We start from the raw sequence: 22,000 nt of genomic DNA on the forward strand, positions 1-22,000 counted from the left end.
CGTGCGTTTCGTCTGGGCTGTGCTGGCTTTCGTGCTCGCGGCGGCGGCGTTCGGCGCCGGTCTCGCGCAGCGCACCGTGTTCCTGGGACCCGAGAGCGCGGAGGCCTCGGTCTCGGTCGCGGAGGAGCACAGCTACCTCGTGATCGACGCCGACGCGTTCGCCCTCATGCCGGGGACGCAGACGCTGACCGTGTCGGGGGAGGGGCAGATCTACACGGCGATCGGGCGCACGGCCGACATCGAGGCCTGGCTGTCGGATCAGTCCTACAACCGCGTGAGCGCAGGCGAGGGTGACACCCTCGTGACGACCGAGGTCGCGCCGACGGCGGAGGCGAACGACGGCACAGCCGGCCGGAACCCCGCGGGAAGCGACCTCTGGATCGAGGAGCAGACCGCCGACGCCCAGCTCGTGCGCCAGGAGCAGCTCCCCGAGGGGATGAGCATGCTCGTCGCGTCGGACGGGTCGGCTCCCGCGCCGTCGACCGTGTCGATCGTGTGGCCGCTCGACCAGAAGACGCCATGGTTCGGACCGCTCATGGTGCTCGGCGGCGTGCTGCTGGCCGCGGGGATCGTGCTCTACGTCCTCGCCGTGCGCCACACGCGCCGGCGCCGCGGCCCGCTCCGGAAGGGTCCGGCGCTCCCGCCCGGCGAGGACGGCGGACGTCGACGCCTCGGCGGACGGCGCTCGGGCCGTCGCGCGCTCCTCGCGGTGCCGGCGATCGGGCTGTCGACGGCGCTCCTGGCGGGATGCACGGCCGACTCCTGGCCCGAGATCGGGGCCCCGGAGACCGCCACGCCGACGCCCACAGCGACCGCCACCGCGGCGCCGGACCAGGCACCCTCCTCCCTCACCGAGGCCCAGGCCGATCGCATCGTCGCGGAGATCGCGGAGTCCGTGGCTGCTGCCGACGAGGCGCTCGACGCCGACGCGGCGGCGGAGCGCCTGACGGGGCTCGCGCTCCGCAACCGAGAGGTGAACTACACGCTGCGCGCCGGGATCGCGGAGTACCCCGCGCCCACGGCCATCCCGTCGGGACCCGCCGACATCGTCCTGCCGCAGGCCGTCGAGGGATGGCCCCGCACGGCGCTCCTCATCGTCTCCGACGCGGAGGATGCGACGATCGCTCCGACCGTGCTGTCGATGACGCAGGACGACCCGTGGTCGCCCTACCGAGCCGGATACGTCGCGAACCTCGAAGCCTCCGCGCAGACTCCCCAGCTCGCCCCCGCGTGGCTCGGCGCCGCGCTCGTCGCGCCCGACTCGCCCTTCCTGGCGCTCGCGCCGGATGAGCTCGCGGCCGCCTACGCCGACGTCATCGGAAACGGCGACGCGAGCGAGCACGCGGCGCTGTTCGATCTCGAGTCGGACGGGTTCCTCTCCGCGGTCGCGGAGAAGCGCCAGGCGACGATCGACGGCCTCAACGAGACGGGCGCAGAGACGGCGACGATCGAGTTCGCGCAGGGCGCGAACGATGCAGCGCCCGTCGCGCTCGCGACCCTCGACAGCGGCGCGATCGTCGCCGTCGGCGTCGACGAGACCGAGACCGTGACCCCGACGAACGAGGACGCGGTCATCAGGTTCGAGGACGATCCCGCCATCTCGCTCCTCACGGGGGAGACGGAGTCGGCGACGGGCGTCACCACGACCTACACCGATCAGCTCTTCTTCTTCGTCCCCGCTCAGGGGTCGGACGAGCGGATCCGCCTGCTCGGCTACACGACCTCGATCCTGTCGGCGGAGCTGCTGCCGGAGCCCGAGGACTCCGAGGGCGAATAGGCTCGTCTCGCACGATCCCACTCCTCCGGAAGGTGAACCATGAGTGACGTCGCCCCCGGTGCCGTTCTGCGCGGCGCCGTCGACCTCTCCAGCCTGCGCAATCGTCCTGCCGCGCCCGCGGCTCCCCCCGCTCCGGCGGGCGGCGAGCAGGGCGCGCCGGCCGTGCCTCTCGTGTTCGACGTCACCGATGCGACGTTCGGCGAGGTGCTCGAGCTGTCGCAGCGCGTGCCGGTCGTCGTCGACCTGTGGGCGGAATGGTGCGGTCCCTGCACGCAGCTCAGCCCCGTGCTCGAGAAGGTCGTCGTCGAGATGGCCGGCCGCCTCGTGCTCGCGAAGGTCGACGTCGATGCCAACCCGCAGCTGTCGCAGGCGTTCCGCGCGCAGTCGATCCCCATGGTCGTCGCGCTCGTCGCGGGTCAGCCCGTTCCGCTGTTCACGGGCGCCGTCCCCGAGGAGCAGGTCCGCCAGGTGTTCGCCCAGCTGCTCCAGCTCGCGGCGCAGAACGGCGTCACGGGCACCGTTCCCGTGGCCGAGGGCGCCGAGGCGCCCGAGGAGCCGGCGGAGCCCGCGCTCCCGCCGCTCCACCAGGAGGCGTTCGACGCGATCGAGGCGGGCGACTACGCGCGGGCCGTGACGGCCTACGAGCAGGCGCTCAAGGAGAACCCCCGCGACGACGAGGCGCGTGGCGGGCTCGGCCAGGTGCGGCTGCTGCAGCGCGTGCAGCCGCTCGACCTGCAGCAGGCGCGAGCGGTGGCGGCCGCCGCGCCGACCGACGTCGCGGCGCAGCTCGCGGTGGCCGACCTGGACGTCGTCGGAGGGCACGTCGATGACGCCTTCGACCGTCTGCTCGTGCTCTTCGCCGAGCTCCCGTCGGATGCGCGCGGGCCCGTCCAGGAGCGCCTCGTCGAGCTCTTCGGCGTCGTCGGGCAGACCGACCCGCGCGTCTCCGCCGCGCGGGCACGGCTCACGTCGCTCCTCTTCTGAGCGTCGTGCCGGTCTACCTCGACCACGCCGCGACGACGCCCCTGCGGCCGGAGGCCGCGGAGGCGTGGCTCGCCGCGCATGCGGAGACCGGCAATGCGTCGTCGATCCACGGCGCAGGGCAGCGCGCACGACGTCTGCTCGAGGACGCGCGCGATCGCATCGCGGCCTCGCTCGGCTGCGAGCCCATCGAGGTGGTGCTCACGTCGGGCGGCACGGAGTCGGCGAACCTCGCCCTCAAGGGCCTGTGGTGGGCCAGGGGCGCAGGCCGCGACGCGATCGTGCTCCCCGACGGCGAGCACCACGCCGTCCTCGATGCGGCGGCGTGGCTCGTCCGCAGGGAGGACGCGCGCGTCTGCGCGGTCCCGCTCGACGCCCGTGCCCGCATCGACGAGGCGGCGTTCGCGGACGCGGCAGCCGATCCGCGCGCGGCGCTCGCGACGGCGATCGCGGCGGGGAACGAGAGCGGGACCATCCAGGACGTCGCCGCCCTGTCGGCCGCCGCCGCCGCGGCGGGCGTGCCGCTGCACGTCGACGCCGTCGCCGCATGGGGGAGGATCCCGGTGGACTTCGCGGCGACGCGCGGCGACGCGCGGGGCTCGGCGGGCCTCGTCGCGCTGAGCGTGTCGGGCCACAAGATCGGCGCGCCGGTCGGAACGGGGGCGCTCGTGGTGTCGCGCGCCGCCGCTCCCGATGCGCTCCTGCACGGCGGAGGGCAGCAGCGCGGGCTGCGCGCCGGCACGCAGGACCTCGAGGGCGCCGCCGCGCTGGCCGCCGCCGCGACCGCGGCGATCGCCGAGCGCGACGCGGAGGCGGCGCGGCTGTCGGCGCTGCGCACGCACGCCGTCCGGGGCCTCGCGGCGGCCGTGCCGGAGGCCGTCGTGCTCGGCGACCCCGAGCGCGTGCTGCCGGGCACCATCCAGCTCCTCCTGCCGGGAGCCGACGGCGAATCGCTGCTGTTCCTCCTCGATCAGGCGGGGATCTCGGTCTCCACGGGGTCGGCGTGCCAGGCGGGCGTCAGCGAGCCGTCCCACGTCGTGCTCGCGACCGGGCGGTCCGAACGGGAGGCGCGCCAGGTGCTGCGGATCACACTCGGGCGCACGACGACACCCGACGACGTCGAGGCGATGCTCACCGCCGTCCCCGAGGCGTACCGCCGCCTCACGCGGCGCTGACACCCGGCCCGCGCCCAACCTGCGGCTCCTAGACTGGCGGCATGAGGATCCTGGCGGCGATGAGCGGCGGCGTCGACTCGGCCGTCGCGGCCGCGAGGGCGGTCGAGGCCGGTCACGACGTCGTCGGCGTCCACCTCGCCCTGTCGCGCGCCGGCGGGACGCTCCGCACCGGCAGCCGGGGATGCTGCACCATCGAGGACGCCATGGACGCGCGCCGCGTCGCCGACCGGCTCGGCATCCCGTTCTACGTGTGGGACTTCTCCGAGCGATTCCGCGACGACGTCATCGACGACTTCCTGTCGGAGTACCGCGCCGGACGGACCCCCAACCCGTGCATGCGGTGCAACGAGCGCATCAAGTTCGCGGCCCTCCTCGAGCGCGCCGTCGAGCTGGGCTTCGACGCGGTCTGCACAGGCCACTACGCGATCGTGCGCGAGGGCGAGCACGGCATCGAGCTGCACCGGTCGAGCGAGGAGGCGAAGGACCAGTCCTACGTGCTCGGCGTGCTCACGGCCGAGCAGCTCGCGCGCACGTACTTCCCGCTCGGCGAGACGCCGTCGAAGGCCCTCGTGCGCGCGGAGGCGGAGGCCCGCGGCCTCGCGGTCGCCGCCAAGCCCGACAGCTACGACATCTGCTTCATCCCCGACGGCGACACCAGGGGGTACCTCGCCGAGCGCGTCGGCGCGGAGCCCGGCGACATCGTCGACCGGGCGGGCGCCGTCGTCGGGCGCCACGAGGGCGCCCACGCCTTCACGGTCGGGCAGCGCAAGGGGCTGCGCCTGGGCGTGCCGGCGGCCGACGGGAAGCCGCGGTTCGTGCTCGAGGTGCGCCCCGTCACGAACACCGTCGTCGTCGGCCCGAAGGAGGCGCTCGCGACCGTCGAGATCGCGGGCTCCCGCTTCACCTGGGCCGGAGCCGCTCCCGCGCATCCGGAGCGCCCGTTCCCGTGCGAGGTGCAGATCCGCGCGCACGCCGATCCCGTGCCCGCCGTCGCCGTCGTCCGCGGCGGCGAGCTCGTCGTCACCCCGGATGCCCCGCTCGACGGCGTCGCGCCCGGCCAGACCGCCGTCGTCTACACGGGGTCGCGCGTCGTCGGGCAGTGCACGATCGACCGCACCGTGAGCGCGGCCCCCGTCCCCGCCTGACCGCGAACCCTACCGGCTGGCACGCCGTGGCGCGACGCGCCCGCGGATGTCGGCGGGGCTTCCTAGACTTGCCGACGTGACCGACGGTGAAGACTCCCTCCCCGACCTGACCCTCGACGAGGCGCGCACCGAGACGCGGGCGCTCACCGAGCGCATCCTCGAAGCACGAGACGCCTATTACGGAGACGGCGGTGCCGTCGTGGTCGACGATGCGACCTACGACGCTTGGGTGCGGCGACTGGAGTCCCTCGAACGGCGCTATCCGGAGCTGCAGGGTCAGGATTCGCCCACCCTCACCGTAGGCGGTGCCGGCTCGACGGCCCTCGCGCCCATCGCGCACGCCGAGCGCATGCTCAGCCTCGACAACGTCTTCTCCGTCGACGAGCTCCGCGAGTGGTGCGCCAAGACCTCCGACTCGGCCGGTCGCGCCGTGAGGTGGCTCACGGAGCTGAAGATCGACGGGCTCGCCATCGCGCTGCGCTACGAGGACGGCGTGCTGGTGTCGGCGGCGACGCGCGGCGACGGGCGCGTGGGCGAGGACGTCACGGTCAACGCCCTGCGGGTCGCGGGCATCCCCGAGCGACTCGCGGGCGCGGGCCATCCGGCGCTCGTCGAGGTCCGCGGCGAGGTGTTCATCCCCGTCGCCGCATTCGAGGAGCTGAACGCCCTGCAGGCGCGTCTGCGCGAGAGCGTCGTCTCCGACGCGCAGGCGCGGCCGGGCTACGACGCGGAGAAGGCACTCCGCTCGGCCGAGCGCCGGTTCCCCTCGTTCGCCAACCCGCGCAACGCCGCGGCCGGGGGCCTGCGTCAGCAGCTCGACAAGAAGGACGGCCGGGAGCTGGAGGCGGGTCTCGCGCGCATCGACGCCCTGCGGCTCTACGTGCACGGCATCGGCGCCTGGCCCGACCCGCCCGTCGCGGCGCAGAGTGAGGTGTACGGCCTGCTCGCCGAGTGGGGGCTCCCCGTCAGCCCGTACCTGCGCACCTCCGCCGACGTCGACGGGGTCGTGGCGTTCGTCGAGCACTACGGCGAGCACCGGCACTCGGTCGAGCACGAGCTCGACGGGATCGTCGTCAAGGTGGACGAGCTCGCGCTGCACGATGAGCTGGGGGCGACGAGCCGCGCACCGCGGTGGGCGATCGCGTACAAGTACCCGCCGGAGGAGGTGCACACGAAGCTCCTCGACATCGTCGTGTCGGTGGGGCGCACGGGGCGGGCGACTCCGTATGCGCAGATGGCGCCCGTGCTCGTGGCGGGCAGCGTCGTGCGGCAGGCGACGCTGCACAATAAGGACGTCGTGCAGGCGAAGGGCGTCCTCATCGGAGACACCGTCGTCCTGCGGAAGGCGGGAGACGTCATCCCCGAGGTGCTCGGCCCCGTCGCCGACCTCCGCGACGGCTCGGAGCGGGCCTTCGTGATGCCGGACGCGTGCCCCGAATGCGGGACGACGCTGCGCCCCATGAAGGAGGGCGACATCGACCTCCGCTGTCCCAATGCGAAGGACTGCCCCGCGCAGGTGCGCGGGCGCGTCGAGCACATCGGCTCGCGCGGCGCGCTCGACATCGAGGCGCTCGGGGAGGTCACGGCGGCCGCGCTCACGCAGCCGGAGGTGCCCGCCGACCCGCCGCTGCGGACGGAGGCCGGGCTGTTCGACCTGACGATCGACCAGCTCGTCCCCATCGAGGTCATCGTGCGCGACGGCGAGACGGGCGAGCGCCGCATCGACGAGGCGACGGGCGAGTTCATCCGCCGTGCGCCGTTCCGCCGCAACGCGACGGCCGCCGAGCGGAAGGACGGCGACAACGCGCCGCGCCCCTCCGCCCAGGCGGAGAAGCTCGTGGACGAGCTCGAGAAGGCGAAGACGAAGGACCTGTGGCGCCTGCTCGTCGCGCTCAACATCCGTCATGTCGGCCCCGTCGCGGCACGCGCGCTGGCCGCCTGGTTCGGGTCGCTCGATGCCATCCGCTCTGCCACGAGGGAGGAGCTCGCGGCCGTGGACGGCGTCGGGGGCATCATCGCCGACTCGCTGCTCGACTGGTTCGAGGTCGACTGGCACCGCGAGATCGTGGAGCGCTGGGCGGCAGCGGGCGTGCAGTGGTCGACCCCCGGGCACCCCGGCCCCGGTGCCGCGCAGGCAGCGGGCGGCGTGCTCTCCGGGCTCACCATCGTGGCGACGGGGAGCCTCGACGGCTACACGCGCGAGGGAGCGCAGGAGGCCATCATGCAGGCGGGCGGCAAGGCCGCGTCGAGCGTGAGCAAGAAGACCGACTTCGTCGCCGCCGGCCCCGGTGCGGGCTCGAAGCTCGCGAAGGCCGAGGCCCTCGGCGTCCGCGTCATCGACGCGGCGCAGTTCCACCTGCTGGTGACGGAGGGACCCGACGCCCTCCCGCCGGTCGCCGACGCGGACTAGCGGCGCTCGGCGGGCGGCGAGGGCACGGAGTCAGCCGGCGCCGCCGCCCGCGACGAGCGCCTGGACGCGTTCGCGCACCTGGCGGCGGAGCACCTTGCCGATCATCGACTTCGGCAGCTCGTCCACGATGAACACGCGTCGCGGAACCTTGTACGGGGTGAGGATGCCGCGCGCGAAGGCGCGCAGCTCCTCGACGTCGAGCTCGGCTCCGTCGTCGACGACGACGGCCGCGACGACCTCCTCGCCGCTGCGGGAGTCGGCGATCCCGACCACGGCGGCGTCGGCGACCGCCGGATGCTGCCGCAGCGCGATCTCGACCTCGGTCGGGGAGACGTTGAAGCCTCCCGTGATGATGAGCTCCTTGATCCGGTCGACGACGGAGAGGAAGCCGTCCGCGTCCATCGTCACGATGTCGCCGGTGCGGAACCAGTCCTCGTGGAAGACCGCCGCCGTCGCCTCGGGACGGCCGTAGTAGCCGCCGAACACCTGGGGCCCGCGCACGAGCAGCTCGCCGGGCTCGCCGACGCCGGCGTCGCGCGACGGATCGTCGGGATCGGCGACGCGCACCTCCGTGCCCGGCAACGGCAGGCCGATGGCGCCCGCCTTCCGGTCGTCGGAGACGGGGTTCACGATGAGCACCGGCGAGCACTCCGAGAGACCGTACCCCTCGACGAGGTAGCCGCCCGTCTCCTCCTCCCACGGCACGACGAGAGTCTCGTCGAGCGCCATCGCACCCGAGACGCCGATGCGCGTCCCGGCGAGCGACACGCCCTTCTCCTTCGCCCGGGCCAGCAGGCGCGCCGCGATCGGCGGGACGAGCGGGAGCACCGACGCGGGGTGCTTCCGCGTCACGGCCAGCACGAGGTCGGGATCGAACTTCGGGAACAGCACGAGCCGCGCGCCGAGCGACATCGCGAACGTGAGGCACAGGGTGAGGCCGTAGGCGTGGAACATCGGCAGCACCGCGTAGACGACGGCGCCCTCCCCGCGCTGCACGTCGGGCGTCCACGCGTTCGCCTGCGCCGCGTTGGCGAGCAGGTTCGCGTGCGTGAGGGCGGCGCCCTTCGGGTCGCCCGTCGTCCCGCTCGTGTACTGGATGATCGCGAGGTCGTCGGTCGCGGGCCGCGGGTGCGCGGCGGGGAGCGGCGGGTGCGACACGACGGACTCCCACCGGACGGCGCCGCGCACGCGCTCGGTGAGCTGCGCGCGCTGCGCGCGCAGACGCGGGACGGGCAGGCGCAGCGCCGCGCGCATCCATCCGGGCATGCCCCCGACGACGTCGACGGAGACGAGCGAGGAGAGGGCGAGGTCGGCGGGGAACTCCTGCACCGTCCGGGCGACCTTGCTCCACACGATGGCGTGCTTCGCGCCGTGATCCTCGAACTGCTTGCGCAGCTCACGCGGCGTGTAGAGCGGGTTGTGCTCCACGACGACCGCCCCGATGCGCAGCACGGCGTAGAACGCGACGATGTGCTGCGGGCAGTTCGGCAGGATGATCGCGACGGGGTCCCCGCGGCGCACGCCGAGTGCGAGGAGGCCGGCGGCCGCGCGGTCGATCTGAGCGCGCAGCGTGCGGTAGTCGGTGACTCGTCCGAAGAACTGCAGGGCTGGCGCGTCGGGGAAGTCGCGCGCCGACGCGTCGACGAGGTCGAGCAGCGATCCCGACACGGGAGCGAGGTCGTCGGGGACGCCGGGGGCGTACGAGGCGGTCCAGGGCCGGGGCGGGTCGAAGCTCACGCGTCCAGCGTAGGCGGCGGCGACGGGCGCACCGCCTAGACTTGGGGGGTGTCTGAAATCACCCCCGATCTCGTGCGCCATCTCGGTGTGCTCGCCCGGATCCAGCTGGACGAGGAGGAGGTGACCCGCCTCACGGGAGAGCTCGACGCCATCGTCGACAACATCGCGAAGGTCGGCGAGGTCGCGACCTCCGACGTCGCGGCCACGAGCCATCCGATCCCGCTGCAGAACGTCTTCCGACCCGACGAGGTCGGCGGCATGCTGTCCCTCGACGAGGTCCTGCAGAACGCGCCGGACGCCGACGGCAGCCGGTTCCGCGTCACGGCGATCCTGGGGGAGGAGCAGTGAGCGACATCATCCGGATGACCGCGGCCGAGCTCGCGGGCCGCCTCGCGTCGGGCGAGGTCTCGAGCGTCGAGGCGACGCAGGCGCACCTCGACCGCATCGCCGTCGTCGACGGCGATGTCCGCGCCTATCTGCATGTGAGCGACCACGCGCTCGAGGTCGCGGCCGACATCGACCGCCGCCGCGCCGCGGGCGAGGCGCTCGGCGGGCTCGCCGGCGTGCCCCTCGCCGTCAAGGACGTGCTCGTCACGACCGACATGCCCTCGACGTCGGGGTCGAAGATCCTCGAGGGCTACATGTCGCCCTACGACGCGACCGTCGTGGCCCGGTCGCGCGCGGCGGGCCTCGTGCCGCTCGGCAAGACGAACATGGACGAGTTCGCCATGGGGTCCTCGACGGAGCACTCCGCATACGGCCCGACGCGCAACCCGTGGGACCTCGAGCGGATCCCCGGCGGATCGGGCGGCGGCTCGGCCGCGGCCGTCGCGGCCTTCGAAGCCCCCCTCGCGCTCGGGTCCGACACGGGCGGCTCCATCCGGCAGCCCGCGCACGTGACCGGAACCGTCGGGCTGAAGCCCACGTACGGCGGCGTGAGCCGCTACGGCGCGATCGCTCTCGCATCCTCGCTCGACCAGGTCGGCCCCGTCTCGCGCACGGTGCTCGACTCGGCGCTCCTGCATGACGTCATCGCCGGGCACGACCCGCTCGATGCCACCTCGCTCGCCGACGCCTGGCCGTCGTTCGCGGACGCGGCCCGCGAGGGTGCGCGCGGCGACGTCCTCGACGGTCTGCGGGTCGGCGTCGTGACCGAGCTGCCCGACAGCGGCTTCCAGCCCGGCGTGGCGGCCTCGTTCCGCGCGTCGCTCGCGATGCTCGAGGCGCAGGGCGCGGAGATCGTCGAGATCAGCGCCCCGCACTTCGAGTACGCCGTCGCGGCGTACTACCTCATCCTCCCCGCGGAGGCGTCGAGCAACCTCGCGAAGTTCGACTCCGTCCGATTCGGCCTGCGCGTCGACGTGCCGGGCGGGACCGTCGAGGACGTCATGTCCGCCACGCGCGACGCGGGGTTCGGCCCCGAGGTGAAGCGCCGCATCATCCTCGGCACCTACGCCCTCTCCGCTGGCTACTACGACGCGTACTACGGCAGCGCGCAGAAGGTGCGCACGCTCATCCAGCAGGACTTCGCGACGGCGTTCGGCCGCGTCGACGTCATCGCGACGCCGACGGCGCCCACGACGGCGTTCCGCCTGGGCGAGAAGATCGACGACCCGCTGTCGATGTACCTCAACGACCTGACGACGATCCCCGCGAACCTCGCCGGCGTGCCGGGCATCTCGCTCCCGTCGGGGCTCGCCGCCGAGGACGGGCTGCCCGTGGGTATCCAGTTCCTCGCACCCGCGCGCGAGGACGCCCGCCTCTACCGCGTCGGCGCCGCGCTCGAGGCGCTGCTCGTCGACGAGTGGGGCGGGCCGCTGCTCGACCGAGCCCCGGCTCTCGAGGGAGGGACACGCTGATGGCCGCCGCGAAGCTCATGGACTTCGACCGCGCTCTCGAGCTCTTCGAGCCCGTCATCGGACTCGAGGTGCACGTCGAGCTCAACACCCGGACCAAGATGTTCTCCGGCGCGGGCAACCCCGCCAACGAGGAGTTCCACGCGGCGGAGCCGAACACGCTCGTCGCCCCCGTCGACATGGGCCTCCCGGGCTCCATGCCGACCGTCAACGCCGAGGCCATCCGCTCGTCGATCAGCCTCGGGCTCGCGCTCGGCTGCTCGATCGCCGCATCGAGCCGCTTCGCGCGGAAGAACTACTTCTACCCCGACCTCGGCAAGAACTACCAGATCAGCCAGTACGACGAGCCCATCGCGTACGAGGGCGAGATCGAGGTCGAGCTCGAGGGCGGGGAGGTCTTCCGCATCCCGATCGAGCGCGCGCACATGGAGGAGGACGCCGGGAAGCTCACGCACGTGGGCGGATCGACGGGCCGCATCCAGGGCGCCGAGTACTCCCTCGTCGACTACAACCGCGCAGGCGTGCCGCTCGTCGAGATCGTCACCAAGCCGATCTTCGGAGCCGAGCACCGCGCGCCGGAGCTCGCCAAGGCGTACCTCGCGACCATCCGCGAGATCGCGCGGGGGCTCGGCATCTCGGAGGCGCGCATGGAGCGCGGCAACATCCGCTGCGATGCGAACGTGTCGCTGCGTCCGCGCGGCGCCGAGAAGCTCGGGACGCGCACCGAGACGAAGAACGTCAACTCGATGCGGTCCGTGGAGCGCGCCGTGCGCTACGAGATCCAGCGGCAGGCGGCCATCCTCGAGGCGGGCGGCACGATCACGCAGGAGACGCGCCACTGGCACGAGGACACCGGCACGACGTCGCCGGGGCGGCCGAAGTCGGACGCCGACGACTACCGGTACTTCCCGGAGCCCGACCTGCTCCCCGTCGAGCCCTCCGCCGAGCTGATCGAGGAGCTGCGCGCCGCGCTGCCCGAGCCGCCGGCGGCGCGCCGCCGGCGGCTCAAGGCCGACTGGGGCTTCACCGACCTCGAGTTCCAGGACGTCGCCAACGGCGGACTGCTGGCAGAGGTCGAGTCGACGGTCGCGGCCGGAGCAGCGCCCGCGGCGGCCCGGAAGTGGTGGACGGGCGAGATCACGCGCATCGCGAACGCCGAGGGCCGCGAGCCCGCCGACCTCGTCACCGCCGCGCAGGTCGCGCAGCTGCAGGCGCTCGTCGAGGCCGGCACGCTCACCGACAAGCTCGCACGCCAGGTGCTCGAGGGCGTCATCGCGGGGGAGGGCGACCCGCAGCAGGTCGTCGACGCCCGCGGTCTCGCGGTCGTCTCCGACGACGGCGCGCTCATCGCGGCCATCGACGAGGCGCTCGCGGCGCAGCCCGATGTCCTCGCGAAGATCCAGGACGGCAAGGTGCAGGCGGCGGGCGCCATCATCGGCGCCGTCATGAAGGCGATGAAGGGGCAGGCCGACGCCGCGCGCGTGCGCGAGCTCGTGCTCGAACGCGCGCAGCAGTAGCGGCCGGGAGTCGGCGAGGGCCCCGGAGCGCGTCGGACGACGCGCTCCGGGGCCCTCGCCGTGCGGGGCTTCGGGCGGGTGCGGGAGTGAGTGCCGTGCATTGCGGTGTGTGTGCGCGCTCGGCACCGGCATGCGTGGCGTGCACCGCGGGTGCGCATGCGTGGCGTGCACCGGTGGCGCCCGCCTCGACACGATGTCGTCCCGTGGAGCCGCCTGCCGCCATCCGCATGTGCACAGGGCGCGCTCGCCGGCGCGCCGTGTCCACATGCGCGTGGTCGCCCGCCCCGCACACGCACCGATGCGCCGATCGGCGAGAGGTGATCGAGGTCGCCGGCGTCCGCGTCGTGGCGCCGATCGACACGGTGGTCGACATCGCCCGCCTCCGTCATCCCCTCGCCGGTGTCGCCGCCTGCGACGCCTACCTGCGCGACGTCGATCCGCGGGGCGCGCAGGCGCTCCTCGACGTGAACGCGGCGCGCACCCGCGCGCGCGGGCGCGTGATCAAGTACCGGGGGGAGTTCGGCGACCCTGTGGAGGCCATCCGCGCCGAGAAGAAGCGCGAGCGACAGCTTCGCGAGCTCGCGAGCATGGCGCGGTGGGGATGGGCGGAGGTCGCCGAACCGCAGAAGCTCATGCGCACGCTCAGCGCCGCGGGCGTCGTGCGGCGGTCCGCCCCGCGCGACGCACTGCTGGCGGGTGTCCGCACGGTGCTCGGCCGCCGGCGATAGCGGCCGCGCGCGCCCGCGGCCGTGAGTCCGAGCCGCCCGCTTGCCCCGGTGCGTGCTCTGCGCGGCGATGCAGGTGCTGCACGGCGGTGCGTGTGGGACACGCACCGCCGTGCACAGGATGCACCGCCATGCACAGCCTGTACCGCTGTGAGCCGGGTCCCGAGCCTGCCAGGTGCCGCAGCCCGCCGACCGTCGCGCCTCCGCGGCGTCGGCGGCGCTCCGCGTAGCGTGGAGGACATGCGCGTCCTCGGCATCGATCCCGGTCTCACCCGCTGCGGCGTGGGGGTCGTCGACGTGCGCCGCGACCGCTCGGCGTCGCTCGTGCACGTGGGCGTCATCCGCTCGCCCGTGGACGCGCCCGTCGCGGAGCGGCTGGCGACGATCGCGCGCGGCATCCGCGCGGTCATCACGGAGCATGCACCCGAGGTGGTGGCGGTCGAGCGGGTCTTCGCGCAGCAGAACCTGTCGACCGTCATGGGCACGGCGCAGGCCTCGGGCGTCGCGCTCATGCTCGCGGCGGAGGCCGGGCTCGAGACCGCCACCCACACGCCGAGCGAGGTGAAGGCGGCCATCACCGGCTACGGCTCGGCGGACAAGCTGCAGGTGCAGACCATGGTCGCGCGCGTCCTACGCCTCGATGCCCTCCCCAAGCCGGCGGATGCCGCGGACGCCCTCGCGCTCGCCCTCTGCCACGCCTGGCGAGGGGCTCCCGCACCGGCGTCGGCGGGAGGCGCCCTCACCCCGGCGCAGCGCGCGTGGGCGGAGGCGGAGAAGCGCGGACGCCGCGCGCCCGCGCGCTGAGCGTGTCGGTCGAACATAGGTACGATCGCTCCCGTAGGCTGGGGGCATGATCTCCTCCCTGCGCGGCGTCGTCCTGCATGCCGGCTCCGACAGCGTCATCCTGGAGGTCGGCGGCGTCGGCTTCTCGGTGGCCGTGCCCGTCGACGTCGCCCGCACCGCCCGAGCGGGGGAGGAGCTGCTCCTCCACACGCATCTCGTCGTGCGTGAGGACGCGCTGTCGCTCTTCGGGTTCGCGTCCCGCGACGAGCTCGACGTCTTCGGCGTGCTGCTCGGCGTCTCGGGCGTCGGCCCCAAGTCGGCGCTCGGAGTCCTGTCGTCGCTGACGATCGACCAGATCGCGCAGGCGGTCGCCGACGAGGACGACAAGCCGTTCCGGAAGGTGTCCGGGATCGGTCCCAAGACCGCGAAGCTCATCGCCGTGCAGCTGCAGGGCAGGCTCGCGCCGCCTGCCCCGTCGGCGGCACGCGCCGTGCCGGGCGCCGCGCCCGATGTCGTCGCCCAGGTCGCGCAGGCGGTGGCGGGCCTCGGATGGCCGGAGCGCGTGGCCGCGGAGGCGGTCGCCGCGGCCGCCGAGAACGCGTCCGATGCCGACCGGTCGTCCGTGCAGGGGCTGCTGAGGCTCACGCTCGCCGCGCTCGGCCCTGCACTCGGCGGAGGCGCGCGTGTCTGACCGGGAGGTGGCGCCCCAGCCGGCCGACGACACCGAGCTCGCGATCGAGGGGGCGCTGCGCCCGTCGAGCCTCGACGAGTTCGTCGGCCAGCACAAGGTGCGCGGTCAGCTGCAGCTCCTCCTCGAGGCAGCCCGCATCCAGGAGCGCCCGGCCGACCACATCCTCCTCGCGGGTCCTCCCGGTCTCGGCAAGACGACACTCGCGATGATCGTCGCGCACGAGAGCGGCCGGCCCCTGCGCATGTCGAGCGGCCCGGCCATCCAGCACGCAGGCGACCTCGCGGCCCTGCTGTCGAGCCTCATGCCGGGCGAGGTGCTCTTCATCGACGAGATCCACAGGATGGCCCGCACCGCCGAGGAGATGCTGTACCTCGCGATGGAGGACTTCCGCATCGACATCATGGTCGGGAAGGGCGCCGGCGCCACGAGCATCCCGCTCGACCTCGCGCCGTTTACCCTCGTCGGCGCCACGACGAGGTCCGGCCTCCTGCCGAACCCGCTCCGCGACCGCTTCGGCTTCACCGCGCATCTGGAGTACTACGACGCCGAGGAGCTCGAGCAGGTCATCGCCCGGTCCGCGCGCGTCATCGGGATGGACCTCGCGGGACCGCAGCGGGAGGAGATCGCGCGGCGCTCACGCGGCACGCCGCGCATCGCGAACCGGCTGCTGCGCCGCGTGCGCGACTACGCGCTCGTCCACGCCGGCGGCGCCGCGCCGGGGATGGCGGACGTGCGCGCCGCGCTCGAGCTGTACGACGTCGACGCGATCGGCCTGGACCGTCTCGACCGCGCCGTCCTCGACGCCCTCGTCCGACGGTTCCGGGGCGGGCCCGTGGGGCTCGGCACGCTCGCGGTGTCGGTCGGCGAGGAGGCGGACACCGTCGAGAGCGTCGTGGAGCCGTATCTCGTGCGCATCGGGTTCATGGGCCGCACGCCCCGCGGCCGCATCGCCATGCCGGAGGCCTATGCGCATCTCGGGGTCGCCCACGGCGCGCACGGGCAGACGCCGCTGAAACTCGATGACCTATAATCGCTGAAGACTTCGCGTCGGGCTCTCCGGCGCGCATCCCGAAGGGCCGATGACGGCTCGTGCACGTCCGAAAGGCGCCCCCTCCATGGATATCCTCCTCCTCGTCGTCCTGGCCGCGCTGCTGGTGTTCATGTTCATCAGCTCCCGTCGCCGCACCAAGAAGATGAAGGAGGAGCAGGAGCGCCGCAACCTGCTCATGGTCCCCGGCGCGCGCGTCATGACGCGCAGCGGCCTGTTCGGCACCATCGTGGCCTTCGACGCCGACGACCTCACGAAGCCCGCCGAGCTGGAGATCGCCCCCGGCGTCGTCATCGAGGTGCACGCGCAGGCGCTCGACCTCGCTCCCGAGGTCGCCGACACGGAGTCCGATGACGAGCCCGTCGAGGAGACGATCGAGGACGACGCCGCGCTCGAGGGCCCCGACGTGGAGCGACCGACGACCGACGAGGGCCCGCGCGGCTACACGCTCAACGGGGCCGACGTGGACGAGCTCCCCGGCGACGACAAGCCCAAGAACTGACACCCTCCCACCGCTGGCCGGCCGGCCGTCTCGAAAGCTGACGTCACGTGGCGACATCCTCCCCTGTGCGCAGAGCCTCGCGCGCCCTCATCGGACTCCTGGCCATCGCGGCCGTCCTGTTCGGCATCAACGCCATCGGCGTCTACGCCACCAAGGGCAGCTCGTGGGTGCCCGAGCTCGCCCTCGACCTGCAGGGCGGCACCCAGATCGTGCTGGAGGCGCAGACCGACGGCGCCGCGCCGTCTGCCGAGCAGATGCAGCAGGCGATCGCGATCATCCGCGAGCGCGTCGACGCGTCCGGCGTCGCCGAGGCGGAGGTGACGACGCAGGGCTCCGACAACATCGTCGTGCAGATCCCTGGCGAGGCGGACGAGCAGACGCGCGAGCGCATCCAGTCGACGGCCCAGCTGCAGCTGCGCAAGGTCCTCTACGCGAGCCAGGCGGCGAACACCTTCGTCGGCGAGGACGGCGAGACGACGCCGTACCCGAGCCCCGACCCGTCGCTCAACGCGACCCCGACGATCGAGCCCACGGCCGGAAACGACCCGAACTGGATCACCGAGGCGCTGTCCGCCGAGTTCCTCGCGTACGACTGCGCGAACCCGACCGACCAGTCGGACGTGCCGGCGAGCGAGCCCCTCATCGCGTGCGACGCCTCCGGCACGGCGAAGTACCTGCTCGGCCCGGTCGAGATGGACGGCTCGTCGATCTCCGATGCGCAGGCGGTCGTCGACCAGCAGAACGGCCAGTGGGCCGTGCAGCTGCGGTTCGACGGCGAGGGCACGGACGAGTTCGCGTCGGTCAGCCAGGAGCTCTACGGCCAGACCGAGCCGTACAACATGTTCGCATTCGTCCTCGACGGCGACGTCGTGTCGGCTCCCACCATGGATGCCGTCATCACTGACGGCCGCCCGAGCATCTCGGGCACCGGCATCACGCAGGACACGGCGCAGACGCTCGCCGACCAGCTGAAGTTCGGCGCCCTGCCCATCAGCTTCGAGGTCGTGTCGTCCGACACGATCTCGGCGACGCTCGGATCCCAGCAGCTGCAGATCGGCCTCGTCGCCGGCCTCATCGGCCTCGGGCTCGTCGCGCTCTACGTCGTGCTCATCAGCTATCGCGCGTTGGGCTTCGTCATCATCGCGTCGCTCGCGGTGATGGCCGTTCTCACCTACATCCTGCTGTGCATCCTGTCGTGGCGACTCGGCTACCGGCTCTCCCTCGCCGGCGTCGCAGGCCTCATCGTGACGATCGGCTTCACCGCCGACTCGTTCATCGTGTACTTCGAGCGCATCCGCGACGAGCTGCGCGACGGCAAGACGATCACGGGGGCGGTCGAGGACGGCTGGGCGCGCGCGAAGCGCACCATCTACATCTCGAAGTCGATCAACATCCTCGCGGCCGTGGTGCTGTACATCCTCGCCGACGCGACCGTGAAGGGCTTCGCGTTCACGCTCGGCCTCACGACGGTGCTCGACGTCCTGATCTTCGTGATCTTCACCCACCCCGTCATGCAGCTGCTCGCGCGCACCCGCTTCTTCGGCGGCGGCCATCCGCTCTCCGGTCTCGATCCCGAGGCGCTCGGCGCGGTGTACCGGGGCCGTGCGCAGTTCCGCCAGCCGGTGGCAGCGGGAGCGAAGGCGACGCGCGCCCGCGGCGAGGCGGAGCGCCGCCAGACCATCGCGGAACGGAAGGAAGCCGAGCGCGCAGCCAGCGAGCGGTCCGGCAAGGAGGAGAACGTCTGATGCGCTCGATGGCTCAGTGGGGCAACGACCTCTACACGGGCAAGGCGTCGGTCCCGTTCGTCGCCCGCCGCAAGCTGTGGTTCCTCATCGCGATCGCCCTGGTGGCGGTCTCGGTGCTCGCGCCCTTCGTGCGCGGCGTCGAGCTCTCGATCGAGTTCACGGGCGGTTCGCAGTTCACGGTCTCGGCGCCGTCCTCGACCGACCAGGGGATCGCGACCGATGCCGTCCACACGGTGGACGGCGACGCCGAGGCGAAGGTCACGGTCGTGGGGGGAACCGACATCCGGGTCCAGACCTCGCAGATGTCGGAGGATGAGACGCGCCAGGTGTCGGCCGCCCTCGCCGAGGCGTACGGCGTCGACGCGAGCGAGGTGACCGACTCCTTCATCGGGCCCACCTGGGGCGCCGACGTCACGCGCCAGTCGCTGTGGGGCCTCGGGGTCTTCCTCGTGCTCACGTTCGTGATCCTCGCGATCTACTTCCGCACCTGGAAGATGTCGGTCGCGGCGATCGTCGGCCTCCTCGACGTGCTCGTCATCACGGTGGGCATCTACTCGCTCGCCGGCTTCGAGATCTCGCCCGCGGCCGTCATCGGCTTCCTGACGATCCTCGGGTACTCGCTGTACGACACCACGGTCGTGTTCGACAAGATCCGCGAGAACACCGCGGAGGACGGCGAGATCACGGGTCGGACGTTCGGGGAGTCCGTCAACCTCGGCGTCAACCAGACGCTCATCCGCTCGATCAACACGTCGATCGTCGCGGCCCTGCCCGTGGCGGCCATCCTCTTCATCGGCGTGTTCTGGCTGGGTGCGGAGACCCTCTCCGACATCTCGCTGTCGATCTTCGTGGGCATCCTGGTCGCGACGTACTCGACGCTGTTCGTGTCGGCGCCGCTCTATGCCCTCATGCGCGAGAAGGAGCCGGCGATCGCGCAGCGCGACGCCCGCGTCATCGAGGCACGGGGGTGACGGCGGCCGCCGCGCGGCGCTCCTGCCCGGCGGGCGTAGGATGATGTCCACGCCCGGCGGGCGGGGGAGGAGACCGATGGCGGACAGCGTGGCGAGCCCGACGAGCCTGCGCAGGCTCGTGCCCCGGATCTTCTCCCGAGCGCCTCGCTACGCCGATCTGTCGAAGCTCCTCTCGTCCGTGCGTGCGAACCACCCGCGAGGGGACATCGCGATCATCGAGCGCGCCTACCAGGTCGCCGAGGAGAAGCACCGGGGTCAGAAGCGGCAGAGCGGCGAGCCGTACATCACCCACCCCCTCGCCGTCGCGGAGATCCTCGCCGATCTCGGTCTCGGTCCCAAGGCGATCGCCGCGGCGCTCCTCCACGACACCGTGGAGGACACGGGCTATCCGCTCGAGGATCTGCGCGCCGAGTTTGGGGACGAGGTCGCCCTGCTCGTCGACGGCGTGACGAAGCTCGACAAGGTCAAGTACGGCGAGAGCGCGCAGGCCGAGACCGTCCGCAAGATGATCGTCGCGATGTCGAAGGACATCCGCGTGCTCGTCATCAAGCTGGCCGACCGCCTGCACAACGCCCGGACCTGGGGATTCGTCCCCCCGGAGAAGGCGAAGAAGAAGGCCACCGAGACCCTCGAGATCTACGCGCCGCTCGCCCACCGACTGGGCATCCAGGCGATCAAGTCGGAGCTCGAGGACCTCTCGTTCGCGGTGCTGTACCCCAAGATCTACAACGAGATCGACTCGCTCGTGAAGCAGCGGACACCGCAGCGCGAGCAGTACGTGCAGCGCGTCATCGACGACGTCATGCTCGATCTGCACGAGCTGCGCATCCGCGGCAGCGTGTCCGGTCGCCCCAAGCAGCTGTACTCCGTGTACCAGAAGATGGTCGTGCGCGGGCGCGAGTTCGACGACATCTACGACCTCATCGGCATCCGCGTCATCGTCGCGAGCGTGCGCGACTGCTACGCCGTGCTGGGAGCCATCCACGCGCGGTGGACGCCGCTCCCCGGTCGCTTCAAGGACTACATCGCGACGCCCAAGTTCAACCTCTACCGCTCTCTGCACACGACGGTGATCGGCCCCGGCGGCCGCACGGTCGAGATCCAGATCCGCACCCAGGAGATGCACCAGCAGGCCGAGTACGGCGTCGCGGCGCACTGGAAGTACAAGGAGCGGATGGCCGCCGGCCAGGTCGACGAGCGCCTGTCCGACACCGACATGGCCTGGGTCGCGCGCCTGAGCGACTGGCAGGCCGAGACGAAGGACCCTGGGGAGTTCCTCGACTCGCTGCGCTTCGAGATCGGTGCGAAGGAGGTCTACGTCTTCACGCCCAAGGGCCGTGTGATCGGCCTGCCGGCGGGGGCGACGCCCGTCGACTTCGCCTACGCCGTGCACACCGAGATCGGCCATCGCACGATGGGTGCGAAGGTGAACGGACGCCTCGTCCCGCTCGACTCGCAGCTCAACTCCGGCGACGTCGTCGAGGTGTTCACGTCGAAGAACCCCGACGCGGGCCCCAGCCAGGACTGGCTCGGGTTCGTGCAGAGCTCCCGCGCCCGCAACAAGATCCGCGGATGGTTCACGAAGGAGCGCCGCGAGGAGGCCATCGAGCAGGGCAAGGAGGCCATCGCACGAGCGATGCGCCGCCAGAACATGCCGCTGCAGAACCTCAAGGACTCGCTCGCCGAGGTCGCGCACCAGCTGCGCCTCGACGACGTGTCCGGGCTCTACGCCGCTGTGGGCGAGGGCCATGTGTCGACGCAGTCCGTGCTCGAGAAGGTGCAGGCGCTCCACCACACGGCGGAGCCCGCGACCGGGCCCCTCGACCTCCCGCCGACGGCATCCCAGCGCAAGATCCGCGGCGGAGACTCCGGCGTGCTCGTGCGAGGCGCCGACGACATCCTCGTCAAGCTCGCGAAGTGCTGCACGCCCGTGCCGGGCGACCCGATCATCGGCTTCATCACGCGCGGTCAGGGCGTGTCGGTGCACCGCGCGGACTGCACGAACGTCGCGTCGCTCACGCAGAACCCCGACCGCATGATCGAGGTCGAATGGGCGCCGACGACGAAGAGCGTGTTCCTCGTGCAGATCCAGGTCGAGGCGCTCGACCGCGGCGGCCTGCTCTCCGACATCACGCGCGTGCTGAGCGAGCACCACGTCAACATCCTCTCGGCGAACGTCTCGACGACGCGCGAGCGCCTCGCGATCTCGCGGTACGTGTTCGAGATGGGCGACACGGTGCACCTCGACCGCGTGCTCAACGCGGTGCGCCGCATCGACGGCGTGTACGACGTCTACCGTGTGACGTCGTCCTGACGACGCAGCAGCGCGAGCGCCGCGACGGAGTGCGGGCGCCGTCGGTGGTCGGCGAACCACGCGATCGCGGCGGCTCGCGTGCGCTCGTCGCGGGCGAGCCGAGCCGCGGCGTCGCGCGCCGTGCCGGACGGATCGGCGCCGGGCTGCACGGCGAGGCGCGCGACATCGGCGAGCGTCCGAGCGGGTGACGAGACCCGGCATCCGCCGAGCAGGACGGCGTCCGCGGACGGCAGCTCCTGGTCGTGGTACCTCACGGCGCGGTCGACGATCCTCGTCGTCATGGCGGGCACGGCGCGCTGCACGTCGATCGGCTCGTCGAGCTGCTCGCAGGCGCCGTGGATCCACGCCGCCGTGCGGCGCACGAACGCATAGCTCGGCCCGATGAGGGGCGCGATGCTCGCGGCACGTGTGGCGGGTGGCGCCGCGGCGTCGGCGGGCAGGAAGGACGCCCCGAGGGGCACCACCTCGCCGTCGATACGCGCCGCGGTCAGCTCGGCGAGCGACAGGCGCTCGCCGGGATGGTAGACGGGGATGGCCGGCATGCCGCCAGTGTGGCAGCCGTGTCGAGGTGGCGGGGATGCCTGTGGAGACGGCACGAGGCGGGGCGCCCTGGGGCCCCGCCT

At 72.5% G+C, this 22,000-nt stretch carries 18 protein-coding genes; 16 read left to right on the forward strand and 2 right to left on the reverse strand.

Annotated elements, in window-relative coordinates; all coding sequences use genetic code 11:
* The first annotated feature begins 1 nt into the window (after position 1).
* From ABD998_RS01985 to ligA, 5 genes are read left to right on the forward strand one after another with little or no spacing between them, the layout of a single operon-like run.
* Positions 2-1,777 carry a glycosyl transferase gene (locus tag ABD998_RS01985; RefSeq protein WP_345435401.1) on the forward strand — a complete coding sequence of 592 codons (1,776 nt, stop codon included), beginning with the start codon at positions 2-4 and terminating at the stop codon, positions 1,775-1,777.
* Positions 1,778-1,816: 39 nt separating this feature from the next.
* Positions 1,817-2,761: a tetratricopeptide repeat protein gene (locus tag ABD998_RS01990; RefSeq protein ID WP_345435403.1), complete on the forward strand. Its 945-nt coding sequence runs from the start codon at positions 1,817-1,819 to the stop codon at positions 2,759-2,761.
* 5 nt (positions 2,762-2,766) lie between these two features.
* Positions 2,767-3,933 carry a cysteine desulfurase family protein gene (locus ABD998_RS01995; RefSeq protein ID WP_345435405.1) on the forward strand — a complete coding sequence of 389 codons (1,167 nt, stop codon included), beginning with the start codon at positions 2,767-2,769 and terminating at the stop codon, positions 3,931-3,933.
* A gap of 41 nt (positions 3,934-3,974) precedes the next feature.
* A complete protein-coding gene (mnmA, locus tag ABD998_RS02000) occupies positions 3,975-5,078 on the forward strand; it encodes a tRNA 2-thiouridine(34) synthase MnmA (RefSeq protein ID WP_345435407.1) in 1,104 nt (367 codons plus the stop codon).
* 46 nt (positions 5,079-5,124) lie between these two features.
* Positions 5,125-7,488 (forward strand): NAD-dependent DNA ligase LigA, encoded by a 2,364-nt coding sequence (gene ligA / locus ABD998_RS02005; protein ID WP_425562927.1) that lies wholly within the window; start codon positions 5,125-5,127, stop codon positions 7,486-7,488.
* Between the two features lie 30 nt (positions 7,489-7,518).
* Here the strand turns inward: ligA and ABD998_RS02010 are convergent, their stop codons facing one another.
* A complete protein-coding gene (locus ABD998_RS02010) occupies positions 7,519-9,225 on the reverse strand; it encodes a long-chain-fatty-acid--CoA ligase (RefSeq protein WP_345435411.1) in 1,707 nt (568 codons plus the stop codon).
* A 48-nt stretch (positions 9,226-9,273) separates the two neighbouring features.
* Between ABD998_RS02010 and gatC the strand changes: the two genes are divergently transcribed.
* From gatC to ABD998_RS02065, 11 genes are all read left to right on the forward strand, one after another.
* Complete coding sequence (gene gatC / locus ABD998_RS02015) at positions 9,274-9,573, forward strand: Asp-tRNA(Asn)/Glu-tRNA(Gln) amidotransferase subunit GatC (protein WP_345435413.1); 300 nt, start codon at positions 9,274-9,276, stop codon at positions 9,571-9,573.
* A complete protein-coding gene (gene gatA, locus ABD998_RS02020) occupies positions 9,570-11,084 on the forward strand; it encodes an Asp-tRNA(Asn)/Glu-tRNA(Gln) amidotransferase subunit GatA (protein ID WP_345435415.1) in 1,515 nt (504 codons plus the stop codon). Before gatC ends, gatA begins: the two co-directional genes overlap by 4 nt.
* Entirely contained in the window at positions 11,084-12,598 is a 1,515-nt protein-coding gene (gene gatB, locus ABD998_RS02025) for an Asp-tRNA(Asn)/Glu-tRNA(Gln) amidotransferase subunit GatB (RefSeq protein WP_345435417.1), read from the forward strand. The genes gatA and gatB overlap by 1 nt, the downstream gene beginning before the upstream one ends.
* 317 nt (positions 12,599-12,915) lie before the next feature.
* The gene (locus ABD998_RS02030) at positions 12,916-13,326 is read left to right on the forward strand and encodes a hypothetical protein (protein ID WP_345435419.1); all 411 of its coding nucleotides are present in this window, start codon (positions 12,916-12,918) and stop codon (positions 13,324-13,326) included.
* 237 nt (positions 13,327-13,563) lie between these two features.
* The gene (gene ruvC, locus ABD998_RS02035; RefSeq protein ID WP_345435421.1) at positions 13,564-14,127 is read left to right on the forward strand and encodes a crossover junction endodeoxyribonuclease RuvC; all 564 of its coding nucleotides are present in this window, start codon (positions 13,564-13,566) and stop codon (positions 14,125-14,127) included.
* Between the two features lie 46 nt (positions 14,128-14,173).
* Positions 14,174-14,797: a Holliday junction branch migration protein RuvA gene (gene ruvA, locus ABD998_RS02040; RefSeq protein ID WP_345435423.1), complete on the forward strand. Its 624-nt coding sequence runs from the start codon at positions 14,174-14,176 to the stop codon at positions 14,795-14,797.
* Positions 14,790-15,827: a Holliday junction branch migration DNA helicase RuvB gene (ruvB, locus tag ABD998_RS02045; protein ID WP_345435426.1), complete on the forward strand. Its 1,038-nt coding sequence runs from the start codon at positions 14,790-14,792 to the stop codon at positions 15,825-15,827. Before ruvA ends, ruvB begins: the two co-directional genes overlap by 8 nt.
* An 85-nt stretch (positions 15,828-15,912) precedes the next feature.
* Positions 15,913-16,347, forward strand: a complete 435-nt coding sequence (locus ABD998_RS02050) for a preprotein translocase subunit YajC (protein ID WP_345435428.1) — start codon at positions 15,913-15,915, stop codon at positions 16,345-16,347.
* Between the two features lie 47 nt (positions 16,348-16,394).
* Positions 16,395-18,092: a protein translocase subunit SecD gene (secD, locus tag ABD998_RS02055; RefSeq protein ID WP_345435430.1), complete on the forward strand. Its 1,698-nt coding sequence runs from the start codon at positions 16,395-16,397 to the stop codon at positions 18,090-18,092.
* A complete protein-coding gene (gene secF / locus ABD998_RS02060; protein ID WP_345435432.1) occupies positions 18,092-19,063 on the forward strand; it encodes a protein translocase subunit SecF in 972 nt (323 codons plus the stop codon). Before secD ends, secF begins: the two co-directional genes overlap by 1 nt.
* Positions 19,064-19,139: 76 nt before the next feature.
* On the forward strand, positions 19,140-21,377 hold the full coding sequence (locus ABD998_RS02065) for a RelA/SpoT family protein (protein WP_345435434.1): 2,238 nt from the start codon (positions 19,140-19,142) through the stop codon (positions 21,375-21,377).
* Here ABD998_RS02065 and ABD998_RS02070 read toward each other — a convergent pair.
* Positions 21,356-21,919 (reverse strand): SAM-dependent methyltransferase, encoded by a 564-nt coding sequence (locus ABD998_RS02070; RefSeq protein WP_345435436.1) that lies wholly within the window; start codon positions 21,917-21,919, stop codon positions 21,356-21,358. The genes ABD998_RS02065 and ABD998_RS02070 overlap by 22 nt on opposite strands.
* Positions 21,920-22,000 lie beyond the last annotated feature (81 nt).

This window comes from Microbacterium gilvum (genome assembly GCF_039543865.1).
Lineage (GTDB): Bacteria > Actinomycetota > Actinomycetes > Actinomycetales > Microbacteriaceae > Microbacterium > Microbacterium gilvum.

What these genes read in the sequence shown, in the direction of transcription:
- ABD998_RS01990 (WP_345435403.1), top strand. Translation starts at nt 1,817, where the DNA reads ATGAGTGACGTCGCCCCCGGTGCCGTTCTGCGCGGCGCCGTCGACCTC.
- mnmA (WP_345435407.1), top strand. Translation starts at nt 3,975, where the DNA reads ATGAGGATCCTGGCGGCGATGAGCGGCGGCGTCGACTCGGCCGTCGCG.
- ligA (WP_425562927.1), top strand. Translation starts at nt 5,125, where the DNA reads ATGTCGGCGGGGCTTCCTAGACTTGCCGACGTGACCGACGGTGAAGAC.
- gatB (WP_345435417.1), top strand. Translation starts at nt 11,084, where the DNA reads ATGGCCGCCGCGAAGCTCATGGACTTCGACCGCGCTCTCGAGCTCTTC.
- ruvC (WP_345435421.1), top strand. Translation starts at nt 13,564, where the DNA reads ATGCGCGTCCTCGGCATCGATCCCGGTCTCACCCGCTGCGGCGTGGGG.
- ruvA (WP_345435423.1), top strand. Translation starts at nt 14,174, where the DNA reads ATGATCTCCTCCCTGCGCGGCGTCGTCCTGCATGCCGGCTCCGACAGC.
- ABD998_RS02050 (WP_345435428.1), top strand. Translation starts at nt 15,913, where the DNA reads ATGGATATCCTCCTCCTCGTCGTCCTGGCCGCGCTGCTGGTGTTCATG.
- secF (WP_345435432.1), top strand. Translation starts at nt 18,092, where the DNA reads ATGCGCTCGATGGCTCAGTGGGGCAACGACCTCTACACGGGCAAGGCG.
- ABD998_RS02065 (WP_345435434.1), top strand. Translation starts at nt 19,140, where the DNA reads ATGGCGGACAGCGTGGCGAGCCCGACGAGCCTGCGCAGGCTCGTGCCC.
- ABD998_RS02070 (WP_345435436.1), bottom strand. Translation starts at nt 21,919, where the DNA reads ATGCCGGCCATCCCCGTCTACCATCCCGGCGAGCGCCTGTCGCTCGCC.